The 12357-nt window shown below is 68.6% G+C and carries 15 protein-coding genes; 8 read left to right on the top strand and 7 right to left on the bottom strand.

The genetic code is table 11. The annotated features are described in order from the left end of the window. Positions 1–23: 23 nt before the first annotated feature. Genes VEB62_RS12380 through VEB62_RS12370 form a run of 3 tightly spaced genes read right to left on the bottom strand, consistent with a single transcriptional unit; the run spans position 24 to position 1417 of the window. The gene (locus tag VEB62_RS12380; RefSeq protein WP_324800027.1) at positions 24–443 is read right to left on the bottom strand and encodes a hypothetical protein; all 420 of its coding nucleotides are present in this window, start codon (positions 441–443) and stop codon (positions 24–26) included. Next, a complete protein-coding gene (locus VEB62_RS12375; protein WP_324800024.1) occupies positions 433–993 on the bottom strand; it encodes an RNA polymerase sigma factor in 561 nt (186 codons plus the stop codon). The genes VEB62_RS12380 and VEB62_RS12375 overlap by 11 nt, the downstream gene beginning before the upstream one ends. Before the next feature lie 25 nt (positions 994–1018). Next, complete coding sequence (locus VEB62_RS12370; protein ID WP_324800021.1) at positions 1019–1417, bottom strand: DUF6249 domain-containing protein; 399 nt, start codon at positions 1415–1417, stop codon at positions 1019–1021. A gap of 155 nt (positions 1418–1572) precedes the next feature. On the opposite strand from VEB62_RS12370, the gene VEB62_RS12365 reads away from it, so the two are divergent. The 5 genes from VEB62_RS12365 (at position 1573) to VEB62_RS12345 (ending at position 6564) form a co-directional block, all read left to right on the top strand. After that, entirely contained in the window at positions 1573–2391 is an 819-nt protein-coding gene (locus tag VEB62_RS12365) for an endonuclease/exonuclease/phosphatase family protein (RefSeq protein WP_324800017.1), read from the top strand. Positions 2392–2548: 157 nt separating this feature from the next. After that, the gene (locus VEB62_RS12360; protein WP_324800015.1) at positions 2549–2788 is read left to right on the top strand and encodes a hypothetical protein; all 240 of its coding nucleotides are present in this window, start codon (positions 2549–2551) and stop codon (positions 2786–2788) included. 53 nt (positions 2789–2841) lie between these two features. Then, positions 2842–3822, top strand: a complete 981-nt coding sequence (locus tag VEB62_RS12355) for a Vgb family protein (protein WP_324800012.1) — start codon at positions 2842–2844, stop codon at positions 3820–3822. 9 nt (positions 3823–3831) lie between these two features. Continuing rightward, positions 3832–4185 (top strand): c-type cytochrome, encoded by a 354-nt coding sequence (locus VEB62_RS12350; protein WP_324800009.1) that lies wholly within the window; start codon positions 3832–3834, stop codon positions 4183–4185. A gap of 96 nt (positions 4186–4281) precedes the next feature. Further along, the gene (locus tag VEB62_RS12345) at positions 4282–6564 is read left to right on the top strand and encodes a glycoside hydrolase family 3 N-terminal domain-containing protein (protein ID WP_324800006.1); all 2283 of its coding nucleotides are present in this window, start codon (positions 4282–4284) and stop codon (positions 6562–6564) included. Here VEB62_RS12345 and VEB62_RS12340 read toward each other — a convergent pair whose 3' ends face one another. The 3 genes from VEB62_RS12340 to VEB62_RS12330 form a co-directional block, all read right to left on the bottom strand. After that, entirely contained in the window at positions 6565–6912 is a 348-nt protein-coding gene (locus VEB62_RS12340; protein ID WP_324800003.1) for an arsenate reductase, read from the bottom strand. It abuts the gene before it with no gap. 683 nt (positions 6913–7595) lie between these two features. Next, positions 7596–8027: a hypothetical protein gene (locus VEB62_RS12335; RefSeq protein ID WP_324800000.1), complete on the bottom strand. Its 432-nt coding sequence runs from the start codon at positions 8025–8027 to the stop codon at positions 7596–7598. A gap of 240 nt (positions 8028–8267) precedes the next feature. Next, positions 8268–8474: a hypothetical protein gene (locus VEB62_RS12330; protein ID WP_324799998.1), complete on the bottom strand. Its 207-nt coding sequence runs from the start codon at positions 8472–8474 to the stop codon at positions 8268–8270. A gap of 149 nt (positions 8475–8623) precedes the next feature. Between VEB62_RS12330 and VEB62_RS12325 the strand changes: the two genes are divergently transcribed. Continuing rightward, the gene (locus VEB62_RS12325; protein WP_324799996.1) at positions 8624–8998 is read left to right on the top strand and encodes a hypothetical protein; all 375 of its coding nucleotides are present in this window, start codon (positions 8624–8626) and stop codon (positions 8996–8998) included. Positions 8999–9246: 248 nt separating this feature from the next. After that, positions 9247–9738: a VOC family protein gene (locus VEB62_RS12320; protein WP_324799994.1), complete on the top strand. Its 492-nt coding sequence runs from the start codon at positions 9247–9249 to the stop codon at positions 9736–9738. Positions 9739–10017: 279 nt separating this feature from the next. Here VEB62_RS12320 and VEB62_RS12315 read toward each other — a convergent pair whose 3' ends face one another. Continuing rightward, positions 10018–11427, bottom strand: coding sequence for a dicarboxylate/amino acid:cation symporter (locus VEB62_RS12315; RefSeq protein ID WP_324799990.1), 1410 nt, complete (start codon positions 11425–11427; stop codon positions 10018–10020). Positions 11428–11637: 210 nt separating this feature from the next. Here VEB62_RS12315 and VEB62_RS12310 point away from each other — a divergent pair, with 210 nt between their 5' ends. Continuing rightward, on the top strand, positions 11638–12324 hold the full coding sequence (locus tag VEB62_RS12310; protein WP_324799988.1) for a LamG domain-containing protein: 687 nt from the start codon (positions 11638–11640) through the stop codon (positions 12322–12324). Positions 12325–12357 lie beyond the last annotated feature (33 nt).

Below are 12357 nucleotides of genomic sequence, written 5' to 3'. Positions count from 1 at the left end.
CGCCAATCAGGGATGACGGGGGATCACACTTCCTGCGACAGCTTCATCACCCCGGCGGCGGCGGCGACGATCAGAACCCCGGCGGCGATCCAGAACAGTTGCATGCCGCCCATCGATCCCAATTCCAGATTGGCCAGGCCAACCTGCTCGAGGCCGTACTGGACCGAGCTCTGGATGTTCAGCGAGGCGGACTGGATGCCCTGGCCGAGCGCATCGCCGGCCACCACGCCGTCACGGGCGCCGAGGTCGATATCGACGTTCATGGTCTCGCGCACCGCCACCGCGCCGCCGATCAGGCCGGCCAGCGACAGGGCGAGAAAGCGGACGCGGGAGCCTTTCTGCAGGCGCTGCTCGACCCGGGCGGTGAACAGGGCGGCGTCGGGCATGGCGGGCGTCCGCGCGAACAGACGCTCCACGAAGGGATCGAACTCGTCAGCCGACATGCTGCGTTCTCCCCAGGGACTGCGCGGGTTCCGGCTGGAGCCGCGCGCGGAGTTTATCCAGACCACGTTTGACATGAGACTTCACCGTGCCGAGTGGCAAATTCAGGGCGGAGGCGATCTCGGGATGCGCCATGCCCGCTCCGTGACAGAGGGAGACACAGAGACGTTCGGGTTCGCTGAGCGCCTTCAGGGCTTCATCGAGATCGACCAGGCCCGCATGATCGGTCACGGGCGCGGCGTCTTCGGTCTCGATTTCAGCGACATAGCGGGATTCTTTAGCGACCCGCTTGATGTAGAGACGCGCCGCGATCCGCTTGACCCAGGCCGCGAACGTCCCTTCGCCGCGAAACTCGCCGCACCGCTGGAACGCCTGGATGAAGGCGTCCTGGGCGATGTCGTCGGCGAGGGAGGACTGGGCCCCCATCCGCCGCAGAAGGGCGCGCACCGCCGAACCGTGGCGGCGCACCAGTTCACCGAACTCCCGCCGCCCGCCCGCCGCCGCGAGGGCGGCGAGCTCGACGTCGTGTCGATCGACCAGAGGCTGGGTCATGATTGTTCCCCCTGTCCTCGCGGCCCTACTCCTTGTTCGGGTTGAAGAAGCTGAGGACGATGAAGGCCAGGCCGATGGTGACCGGGATGCACGCGATCCCCAGCAGACCGTTGTCGAAGCCCTCGTTCCAGTGGTTTCCGCCCATTTCGCTGACGGTTCCGAAGGCGGCGATGCCGATGCCGACCGCCAGCCAGATGACGCCGCGGCGAAGGTCCCGGGTGCGGGAGGGCAGTTTGCTGGCGACGTCCTTGGTCATGGCGTCGATGAGGTCCGGCGGCAGATCCTGGCCCTTGTCGATGGCGTGGCGGATCGTCGTCTGCATTTCGCGTTTCTCGCGCGACTTCAGATACGTCGGTCCGACAATGATGGCGGTGATGGTGCCGAAGACCGCGAAGATCGCGAACAGCGGGATGAAGTCTTCCATGGGTATCCCCTCTTTCTCGAAACCGGAGCCTGATGCTTCGGCCTTCTGACGACAAGAGGCGGTGGGGGCGGCGTACGGATGCGATTGGCGAGGTGAAACTTTCGTAAGGCGAATGAAACCGATTACATCAGCCGAAACCGGACGAATCGCCCATGTTGAACCGCCGCATCCTGCTCGCCGGACTCGCGGGAGCGCCAATGGCCGCGTCGATGGCCGCCTGCGCCACGGTTCCGGCGCCGACCGCGAGCCGGACCTTGAAGCTGGTCTGCTTCAACATCTGGCACAACCAGGGCGACTGGGCCGCGCGGCTGCCGCTGCTGGTCGAGGCGATCCGGGCCGCGGACCCTGAGGTCATCGCCCTGCAGGAGGTGCTGGAGGACGCCGCCGTCGGACTGCCCAACCAGGCGCGGACCATCGCCGACGCCCTGGGCGGCTATGAGATGCATTTCGTCTCGACCGATCTGGAGGGGGCGCCGCGCCGCTACGGCAACGCCATCCTGAGCCGACTGCCGGTGCTGGCGCAGGAGTCGAGGAAGCTGGAGCCGCTGAACGACTACCGCACCGCCATCCGGATCCGGGTCTCGGTGGACGGGCGGGCGGTCGACATCGTCAACACCCACCTGGCCTGGCAGCCCGAGGCCGCCCCGGTGCGGGCGCAGCAGATCGCCGACCTGATGGCCTGGCTGCCGCAGGACGGGACGCCGCTGGTCGTCATGGGCGACTTCAACGCGACGCAGGAGGACGCCGGGCTGACCGCCCTGACCGGCCCCCGCTTCTTCAGCGCCCTGCCCCGCGGCTCGGCGGAGACGACGCTGAGCCCCGCCAGGGGCCACGCGCCAAGGGTCATCGACCACATCTTCGCGGAGACGGCGTATTTCAGCCCGGGCGGCGCCTCGGTCATCGGCGCCACGCCGGTCAACGGCGAATATCCCTCGGATCACTTCGGCGTGGCGGCGACCGTCAGACTGCGCTGAAACGGCGGAGCCGCCGACGGCCGGTGTCGACTTCACCGCGGAAGGCGGCAAGATGGCGTTCTGTTCGCCTGCGTACCCTTGGCCTGCAACTGGCGACGCCTGTTTCGCGTTCGCCGTAACGGCCGCCTGAACCCGCCCCCGCCCCGGAGAACCGCCCATGGTCCAGATCACCTATCGCATCGTCGAACACGACGGAGGCTGGGCCTACCGGCTGGGCGACACCTTCTCCGAAACCTATCCCGACCACGCCTCGGCCCGGGCGGCGGCGGCGGCGGCCGCGCGGGAGCAGAAGGTGCCGGACGAGGACGCCCTGATCGAATACGCCGATACGTCGGGTCGCTGGATCACCGAGCGGGCCGACGGCCACGACCGGCCGGAGACCGAGGTCGAGGGCTGAACCCACCCCGATTTGCGCTATGATCCCTCCGTCGAACCGAGGAGGTCAGCGCCGTGAACCGTTTCTGGATCGCCCTCGCCGTCCCCGTGGCGGCCTGCACCGTCGGCGCCTGCACCCTGCCCGCTCCGGCGACGGCGCAGGAGGTCCGCTACTATGAGCTGCCGCCCGGCGGCCGCGCCCACGACGTCGCCGTCACCGCCGACGGCCAGGAGGTCTGGTGGACCGTCCAGCGCGGCGGCCACGGCATCCTGAACCCCGAAACGGGCGAGACGGTCATCGTGCCGCTGGGCGAGGGCTCGGCCCCGCACGGCGTCATCGTCGGCCCGGACGGAAACGCCTGGATCACCGACGGCGGCCAGAACGCCATCGTCCGCGTCGACCGGCGCACGCGGGAGGTCAGGGTCTGGCCGCTGCCGCCGGAGACCGGGCCGGTCAACCTGAACACCGCCGCCTTCGACGGACGGGGCCGCATCTGGTTCACCGGCCAGACCGGCTTCTACGGCCGCCTCGACCCGGCCACCGATGACATGAAGGTGTGGGCGGCGCCGCGCGGCCGCGGCCCCTACGGCATCACCGCGACGCCCTCGGGCGACATCTGGTACGCCTCCCTCGCCGGCAGCCACATCGCGAAGGTCGATCTCGACACCGGCGCCGCCACCATCGTCGAGCCGCCGACCCCGAACCAGGGCGCGCGGCGCATCTGGTCCGACAGCCAGGGCCGGCTGTGGGTCAGCGAGTGGAACAGCGGCAATGTCAGCGTCCACGACCCCCGGGACGGCAGCTGGCGCACCTGGAAACTGCCGGGCGAGGCCCCGAAGGCCTATTCCGTCTATGTCGACGAGACCGACAAGGTCTGGCTGACCGACTTCGCCGCCAACGCCATCGTCCGCTTCGATCCGGTCACCGAGGCCTTCGAGAGCTTCCCCAGCGACCGGCCCGGCGCGAACGTGCGCCAGATGCTGGGCCGGCCGGGCGAGGTCTGGGGCGCGGAGTCCGGCGCGGACCGGCTGGTGGTCATCCGGCGCGGCGGCTGAGAGCCGCCGGTGATCTGGCTCCTGATTCTCGCCCTCGCCCCGCCCGCTCCCCAGGCCGCGCCCGAGCCCGGAGCGCGCGCCTTCCAGCGTTGCGCGGCCTGCCATTCGCTGCGGGAGGACGCCCGGAGCCCCGCGCCCGGTCTCGGCGGCGTGATCGGACGGCGCGCCGGGGCCGTGGAGAGTTTCGCCTATTCGGACGCGATGCGGGCGGCCGGACGGCGGGGGCTGGTCTGGGACGAGGCCACGCTGGAGCGGTTCCTGGCCGATCCCGAAGCGGTCGTGCCCGGCACGGACATGCCGTATCAGGGCGGAAGCGCCGCCGAACGGGCCGCGGTGATCGAATGGCTGCGCCGGCGCCGCTGACCGATAGCCGCCACGCAACGCCTTGTGATCGATCGAGGGTAGGCGGGACGCGGCGCGACCGTTAGTCCTGCGTCTCTGTCAGATGGAACCGGTTACATGCGTCACCTGCCTCTCCCCGCCCCGACCCGCCGCACCCTTCTGGCCGGAGGCGCCCTGGCGGCCGGGATGATGATGGCGCCCCGCATCGCGGCGGCGCAGGCGCAGGCCAATCTGGAGCGGGTCAACGCCCTGATCGCCCGCATGACCATCGAGGAGAAGGCCGGTCAGCTGAACCTGCAGAACGATCCGTTCCGCTGGCGGCCCGAAGGCGTCAACCCGGGGGATACGCTCGACCCCAACCAGGAACAGACCGCCGCCGACATCCGCGCCGGCCGCATCGGGGCCCTGTTCAACGGCGTCGGCGCGGCCTCGACCCGGCTGGTGCAGGACATGGCGGTCCGCGACAGCCGGCTGGGCATTCCCCTGCTGTTCGCCGCCGACATCGTCCACGGCCTGCGCACCACCTTCCCCGTCCCGCTCGGCGAGGCGGCCAGCTGGGATCCGGACCTGGCCCTGCGCACGGCGCGGGCGGCGGCGGTCGAGGGCGGCGCCGCGGGCGTGCACCAGACCTACGCCCCCATGGTCGACATCGGCCGCGACCAGCGCTGGGGCCGGGTCGTCGAGGGCGCCGGCGAGGACGTGCTGCTGGGCAAGCTCTTCGCCGCGGCGCGGACGCGGGGCTTCCAGGGCGACGACCTGAAGGCGTGGTCGTCCCTGCTGGCCTGTCCCAAGCATTTCGCCGCCTACGGCGCCGCCGAGTCCGGCCTGGACTACAACTCGACCGACATGAGCGAACTGGAGCTGCGCTCGGTCTATCTGCCGCCGTTCAAGGCCGCCTTCGACGCCGGCGCCCTGTCGACCATGAGCGCCTTCAACGACCTGAACGGCGTGCCGACCAGCGGCAACGAACAGCTGCTGACCGACATCCTGCGCGGCGAATGGGGCTTCGCCGGCTTCGTGGTCTCGGACTACACCTCCGAGGAGGAGCTGATCGCCCACGGCTTCGCCGCCGACGGCCGCGACGCGGCGCGGATCGCCCTGATGGCCGGCGTCGACATGTCGATGAAGAGCGGCCTGTACATGAAGCACATCCCCGAGCTAGTGCAGTCGGGCGACGTGCCCCTCACGCGCGTCGACGAGGCGGTGCGGCGGGTGCTGATGACCAAGGCGGCGCTCGGCCTGTTCGAGACCCCCTACCGCGGCTCGGACGTGCGCATCGAGCGTCGGGTGAGCGGCAGCCGCGAGCATCTGGCCCTGGCCCGCGAGGCCGGCCGCAAGTCGATCGTGATGCTGAAGAACGACGGCGGCCTGCTGCCCCTGCCGAAGACCGGCCAGCGCATCGCCCTGATCGGCCCGTTCGGGGCGGACAAGGTCGACCTGTTCGGCCCCTGGTCGATCTTCAAGGACCCGAAGCTGGCGGTGTCGCTGGAAGAAGGCCTGCGCGCGGCCATGGGCCCCGGCGCCTCGCTGAGCGTGGTCAAGGGCTCGGACGTCGAAGCCCCGCTGGAAGGCGGCGTCGAGGCCGCGGTGATCGCCGCCTCCCAGGCCGACGTGGTGCTGCTGGCCATCGGCGAGAGCCAGAACATGTCGGCGGAATCGCAGTCCCGCGTGGACATCGGCATTCCCGAACCGCAGCTGGCGCTGGCCGAGGCCGTCGCCGCGACCGGCAAGCCGGTGGTGGTGCTGCTCCGTCACGGCCGGGCGATGGAGCTGACCGGGGCCGTCAAGGACGCCCGGGCGATCCTCGCCACCTGGTTCCTGGGGTCCGAAACCGGCAACGCCGTCGCCGACGTGCTGTTCGGCGACCACGCCCCGACCGGCCGGCTGCCGGTCAGCTTCCCGCACTTCTCGGGCCAGTCGCCCTTCTACTACGCGCACAAGACCACCGGCCGCCCGGCCGCGTCGCGCAGCGAGGGCTTCAAGGCCCAGTTCCGCGAAACGTCGAACACCGCCCTCTATCCGTTCGGCCACGGCCTGACCTATGCGCCGGTGCAGTATTCGGCCGTGCGGCTGTCGGCGCCGACGATGGCGTGGGACGGCGAGATCGCGGCCTCGGTCACCCTGACCAACTCCGGCGCGCGCGACGCCTCGGAGGTGGTCCAGCTCTACATCCGCGACCGCGCCGCCTCGGTGACCCAGCCCGGCCGGCTGCTGAAGGGCTTCCGGCGCGTGACCGTGCCGGCCGGCGGTTCGGTCGAGGTGTCGATCCCGCTGGCCTTCGCCGACCTGCTGTTCCTCGGCCGCGACCTGCGGCCGACGGTCGAGCCGGGGCTGTTCGACGTCTGGCTGAGCCCGGACGCCCAGTCGGGCGAGCCCGCGCGGTTCACCCTGACGCGCTGATCAGGCGAAGGCGGCCGCGTAGGCCTCCGGCTTGAACCCCACCAGCGTGCGGTCGCCGAGGTCCAGCACCGGGCGTTTGATCATCGACGGCTGCGCCAGCATCAGGCCGATGGCCTTGTCGGCGTCGAGAGCCGCCTTGTCCGCCTCGGGCAGGGCGCGGAAGGTCGTGCCGGCGCGGTTCAGCACGACCTCCCAGCCATGCGCCGCGACCCAGCCCTCCAGCCGCGCGCGGTCGATTCCCGCCTTCTTGTAGTCGTGGAAGGCGTAGGCGACGCCATGCCGGTCGAGCCAGACGCGCGCCTTCTTGACGGTGTCGCAGTTGGGAATTCCGAACATCGTCGGCGGCATGGGCGCTCCTTCGTTGGCTGGCGGGAGCGTCTCTCACGTTTCCGAACCAACGTCAGCTCCCGACCCTTTTCGGACTTCGCTCCGGGGGTTACCGTGAGGCTATGCGCGCGCGCCCCAGAAGACGGAAAGGCAGACTGCTGCTAGCCAGCGGCATCATCCTCACGGGTCTGCTTATCCTCGGCTTGACTATTACTCCTCGCCCCTCCTCCGCATTGGCCAATGAGATCGATCGGCTAGTCGAGCAGGACCCATGCGTGGGCTCGGTCCAGAACTGGGACTCTCGGCACTATGCTTGGTCAGCAGCGTCCTGGCGTAATGATTGGTATTTACTGTGGTTTCTCACCGCCCCATGGCTTGGGTCGGACACGTCGAAGGTCAGCATCCGTTTCTACCAAGGGCCTGGGGCGGCGCACTATCCGCCTGGACGGCACCTTCTTCGGGCCGATCAGGACAACTTCGGTCTGGATGACTCGAACATGCTGGTCGTATTCGGCACATATGACGTTGGCGCGCGTCGAATGACCCGTTGGGTCTGCGGGTCAAACATCAACTGAACTTCCGCTTCCTACCCCTTGCCGACGTTCGGTCGGTTCGCCTTGGGGCGCGCCCGCGTCGATGTTCGATCCAGGCATGTGCTGACCGTCGGCTTCGGACCCGTTGCGGCCAGCCGGGCCTCCCGGGGATCAGCGGTCCGGCCGCGCCTCCACCCTGACGAAGCTGCGGTCGAGGACGAGCACAAACATCTCCTGCCCGCCCGCGGCCGCCTTGTCCTCAACGACCCTGAGGATGACGGCCTCGGGCATTTCATGGCCCAGCTGATCCGTGCCGACGACCTTGTACCGCGAAGCCGGATCAAGCGTAATGCACTGGGCGTCGCCCTCGAATCGCGTGCCGAGTTCAGGCTCGTTTCCCGCGAGCGTGTCGATGAAGGCTGCCCTCAGCGCCCGTTCCGTGCGGCAGACTACGGGTCCCTTGGGGAAGGTCACGATGTCATCCGGTTCGATCCGGTTCGCCGTCGCGATCTCCGGGTCCCGAACGCCTTCCGCATCACGGCCGTTGGAAGGGTTGCACGCCGCCAGCATCAACGCCGATGACGCCAGTATGATAATCCGCATGTCGGGTCCGCCCATCCGCGGAATCTAGACGAGGCTGACAGCCTTGAAAACTCCTCCGCGCGAGGCGCGGCCGGACACGAAGTGGAGGCCTGCCGGGCACAACGGACGGCGACATGGCCCCGCTGGCGGACTGTGGAGGTCGGCCTTCGACCGTTGCGGACGTTGCGACCGCCGGCTCGACGACCGGGGTGGGGAAGGTGGCGGCTATGCGCTCAAGCCGGATCAGGCCGCGGCCGACGTCTACTCCACGTCATCCACGTTCTTCCCTGTGCAGTCGACGGAGAAGAGCCGGGCCTGCCCGAGATATACGTGGATGCGATAACAGTCGGGGTTCGCGTCCAGCAGCGCGGGGATGGCGTCCAGAACCTCGCCCGGGCGGCTCAAGATGACCGTTTCGGTCGGTTCCGACTGACCCTGTGGAACGATTTTCAGCGTGTAGTCGCCCATGGCCGTCCGGACCCCGCCAGTGCGATGGCCGCGGACAATGGCGAATGTCCATTACCGTAACAAGCGGAACCGTGGCCTTTCGGTGACCGGTCGGTCGTCCAGCAGCCGGAATTAAGTTCTTGTTTCCCCCCGCTCGCCCAAATGGAAGCATGTCCATCGATATCAAACTGGACCGGGGAATACGCCGGGTTTGGCTCACTGTTCTCGCGGAGCCCCAGACGACCACGGTCGCGGAGACGACCGTTCAGCTGGTGAAGCAGCATCCCGCCGTCGCCAGCTGGGACTGGATCATCGACATTCGCAATCCACACGCAAAGGCGACGCCCAAGCAGATGGATTCAGTATTCTCCGCGTTCAGTGCGAAGGGTGAGGAGGGACACTTTACTATTTTCGTCAGCAACGACACCTCTGCCTACGATCTCTGTGCTCTGCTGGGGCGCAAATTTCCCCACAGACGCTATTTGGCCGCGCGCAGTCCGGCTGAAGCCGAGGCGCTGCTGCCCCAGAGAATGCTAGTCATCTAGTTCGGCGAGAAGTCGGCTATCGCCCCCCTGGACCTGCTTCCTCGCAGGCGCAGAAGGTCCGTCCCTGTTCCTGCGGCGTGAGCCGGCAGTCTCATTCGGAGCGCCGAACGCGGGCGGGGCCTTGGGAATCCGTTGAGGATCGGGATCATTTCGCCCGCTGGCGAGCCGCCCCCGGGCCGCAGTCGCGAGAGCTTGCATTTAACCGTTCGGTTTAATATAGGGATCACCGACAGCAGAGGAGAAACCCCATGACCGCCCTCCCCCCACGCCAGAAAGTCACCCCCTGCCTGTGGTTCGACAAGCAGGGCGAGGAAGCCGCGAACTTCTATGTGTCGCTGTTCCCCGACTCGCGGGTCGACGCCGTGATCCGGTCGCCGGGCGACTATCCCGACGGCAAGGCCGGCGACGTGCTGGTGGTCGAGTTCACCCTCGCCGGCAGCCGCTACACCGCCCTGAACGGCGGCCCGCACTTCAAGTTCAACGAGGCCATTTCGCTGCAGATCGACTGCGAGGACCAGGCCGAGGTCGACCGGCCGACCGAGGCCCTGTCCGCCGTGCCCGAGGCCGAGCAATGCGGCTGGGTCAAGGACCGTTACGGCCTGTCGTGGCAGATCGTGCCCCATGCGATGACCCGCTTCCTGTCCGACCCGGACGAGGGCGTCCGCAAGCGGGTGTTCGAGGCCATGATGCAGATGAAGCGGCTGAACATCGCCGAGCTGGAGCGCGCCGCGCGCGGCTAGGCCGGGCCGCCGCCGCGCCACGGACAGGAATATTTTCCTGCCCCGCTCTTGATCTCCCGCGGGGACGCCTCACATGCGGTGGCGCGTCCCGGCGCGGGGTCTTTGAAAATCAGTTGATCGACGCGGCGGCTCCAGCCGCGTCCGACAGGGCTTTTCCGAGGGTCCGGCCGCTTGACCGATCGGAACCTCAACCCGTTGTTTTCCCGCACATTCGTTCAGACTCTTCAGACTGTTCAGACCCTGTTTTGAGTCTGAACCGCGACGTGCGGCAGGGCGGGGCTAGTCGTCGTCGGCCTCGCTTGAACCGGCCGTCACCGGGCCGGGCGCTCCCGACAACGCGCGGTCCAGCGCCTCGCGGTCCAGCCCCTTCTCCCATTTCGCCACCACGATGGTGGCGACGGCGTTGCCGATGAAGTTGGTCAGGGCCCGGCATTCGCTCATGAACCGGTCGACGCCGAGGATCAGGGCCATGCCGGCCACGGGCACCGAAGGCACCACGGCCAGGGTGGCGGCCAGGGTGATGAAGCCCGCGCCCGTGACGCCCGCCGCCCCCTTGGAACTGAGCATGGCCACGGCCAGCAGCAGCAGCTGATCGCCGATGGACAGGTCGACCCCGCAGGCCTGGGCGATGAACAGGGCCGCCAGGGTCATGTAGATGTTGGTGCCGTCGAGGTTGAAGGAATAGCCGGTCGGCACGACCAGCCCGACGACGGACTTGTCGCAGCCGGCGCGGCCCATCTTCTCGATCAGGCTGGGCAGGGCGGCCTCGGACGAGGAGGTGCCGAGGACCAGCAGCAGCTCCTCCTTCAGGTAACGGATCAGCCTGAAGATCGAGAAACCGTTGAACCGGGCCACGGCGCCGAGCACCACGACCACGAACAGGGCCGAGGTCAGGTAGAAGGTGCCGACCAGGGCCGCCAGGTTGATCACCGACTCGATGCCGTACCGGCCGATGGTGAAGGCGAAGGCCCCGAAGGCGCCGATGGGGGCCGCCTTCATCAGGATGGCCACCAGTTTGAAGAAGGCCTCGGACACGCTTTCCAGCACGGTCATGACCGGCTGGGCGCGGTCGCCGATGACGGCCAGCGAAACGCCGAACAGGATGGCGAAGAACAGCACCTGCAGGATCTCGCCGCCGGCGAAGGCGCCGACCACGGTCTCGGGAATGATGTTCATCAGGAAGCCGACGATGGAGGTCTCGTGGGCCTTCGAGGCGTATTGGGCGACGGCCGCCGGATCGAGCGTGGCCGGGTCGACGTTCATGCCCGCGCCGGGCCGCACCACATTGGCGACGACCAGGCCGACGACCAGGGCCAGGGTCGAGAAGGTCAGGAAGTAGGCGAAGGCCTTGCCGACCACCTTGCCCAGCTTGCCGAGGTCGCGCAGGTGGGCGATGCCGGTGGCCACGGTCAGGAAGATCACCGGCGCGATGATCATCTTCACCAGCCGGATGAAGGCGTCGCCCAGCGGCTTCAGGCCTTCCCCGAACGTCGGCCAGAAATGCCCGATCAGCGCGCCCAGCACGATGGCGAGCAGCACCTGGAAATAGAGGTGGGTCCACAGCGGCTTCCTCGCCGGCGGCGGGGGCGGGGGGGCGGCCGGGTCCGGAACGGCGACGCCGGGCGCGGCCTTGACGGGCTTCGGAGAGGCGCCTCGCGCGGACCTCGGCGTCGTTGGCGTGCGGGCCATGGCAGTCCCCCTGCGCGGTCGATCGCCGCGATTCCCGGCGAAGCCTAGAACAGCCCGGGCGTGACGGCCATCAGCGGGAGGGCTGCGCCGGGACCTGGGGATATCACCCTGCCCGTGACGCGACGATAAAGACCCGGTCCTCCTCGTCGCCTATCCTCAGTTGACCGATGCCGCGGGTAGTCGAGGTCTTGGGAAGGGGTATAGAAAGCCATGAGACGGAGAGACATCCTGCGGGGAGCCGGAGCCGTGGCGCTGGGAGGCTGCGTCACCGCGCCTCCCCTGCCCGCTGCCGGCCAGACCGTCTGGTCATTCGATCGCCTGGACCGGATCGGAGGCTTTCCCGCCAGCGTCGAGGGCGCTCCAGCGATCATTGAGGGTCCCCGGGGGCGGGCCCTCCAGTTCAACGGGAGCACCGACGCCGTCTTCATCGCCGGCCACCCCCTGGCGGGCGCGTCGGCCTTCACCTTCGAGGCCCTGTTCAGACCTGACGGTGGGGCGGAGGAACAACGCTGGTTCCACCTGCAGGAGGATCCGGCTCTCCCGGACGCGCCTTCGGGCGGCACCCGGATGCTTTTCGAGATCCGTGTCTACGGCCGGCAATGGACGCTCGACGCCTTCGTCAAGGGACCCGGCTACAACCACACCCTGCTATTTCCGGACAAGCTGCATCCGGTGGGGCGGTGGCATCACGTCGCCCAGACCTGCGACGGCCGGATGTACCGGAGCTATGTCGACGGCGTGCTGCAGGGCGAGGCCGAGATCGCCTTCGCGCCGCAGGGACCGGGCCGGTCATCGGTCGGATGCCGCCTGAACCGCGTGGACTATTTCAACGGCGCGGTGGCCGAGGCGCGGTTCAGCCGAACCGCCCTGCCACCTTCACGCTTCAGCCTGCTGTAGGAAGGTCGGGGACGCCGACCGGATCGTCGGCGT

The organism is Brevundimonas sp. (genome assembly GCF_035626975.1).
Taxonomy (GTDB): domain Bacteria; phylum Pseudomonadota; class Alphaproteobacteria; order Caulobacterales; family Caulobacteraceae; genus Brevundimonas.
The sequence above is the reverse complement of the archived record's forward strand: the minus strand, read 5'-3'. Positions and strand labels throughout refer to the sequence as shown.

Excerpts from the sequence above, each read along its gene's own strand:
- VEB62_RS12380 (WP_324800027.1), bottom strand. The coding sequence starts at position 443 with ATGTCGGCTGACGAGTTCGATCCCTTCGTGGAGCGTCTGTTCGCGCGG.
- VEB62_RS12375 (WP_324800024.1), bottom strand. The coding sequence starts at position 993 with ATGACCCAGCCTCTGGTCGATCGACACGACGTCGAGCTCGCCGCCCTC.
- VEB62_RS12370 (WP_324800021.1), bottom strand. The coding sequence starts at position 1,417 with ATGGAAGACTTCATCCCGCTGTTCGCGATCTTCGCGGTCTTCGGCACC.
- VEB62_RS12360 (WP_324800015.1), top strand. The coding sequence starts at position 2,549 with ATGGTCCAGATCACCTATCGCATCGTCGAACACGACGGAGGCTGGGCC.
- VEB62_RS12345 (WP_324800006.1), top strand. The coding sequence starts at position 4,282 with ATGCGTCACCTGCCTCTCCCCGCCCCGACCCGCCGCACCCTTCTGGCC.
- VEB62_RS12340 (WP_324800003.1), bottom strand. The coding sequence starts at position 6,912 with ATGCCGCCGACGATGTTCGGAATTCCCAACTGCGACACCGTCAAGAAG.
- VEB62_RS12335 (WP_324800000.1), bottom strand. The coding sequence starts at position 8,027 with ATGCGGATTATCATACTGGCGTCATCGGCGTTGATGCTGGCGGCGTGC.
- VEB62_RS12330 (WP_324799998.1), bottom strand. The coding sequence starts at position 8,474 with ATGGGCGACTACACGCTGAAAATCGTTCCACAGGGTCAGTCGGAACCG.
- VEB62_RS12325 (WP_324799996.1), top strand. The coding sequence starts at position 8,624 with ATGTCCATCGATATCAAACTGGACCGGGGAATACGCCGGGTTTGGCTC.
- VEB62_RS12320 (WP_324799994.1), top strand. The coding sequence starts at position 9,247 with ATGACCGCCCTCCCCCCACGCCAGAAAGTCACCCCCTGCCTGTGGTTC.
- VEB62_RS12315 (WP_324799990.1), bottom strand. The coding sequence starts at position 11,427 with ATGGCCCGCACGCCAACGACGCCGAGGTCCGCGCGAGGCGCCTCTCCG.
- VEB62_RS12310 (WP_324799988.1), top strand. The coding sequence starts at position 11,638 with ATGAGACGGAGAGACATCCTGCGGGGAGCCGGAGCCGTGGCGCTGGGA.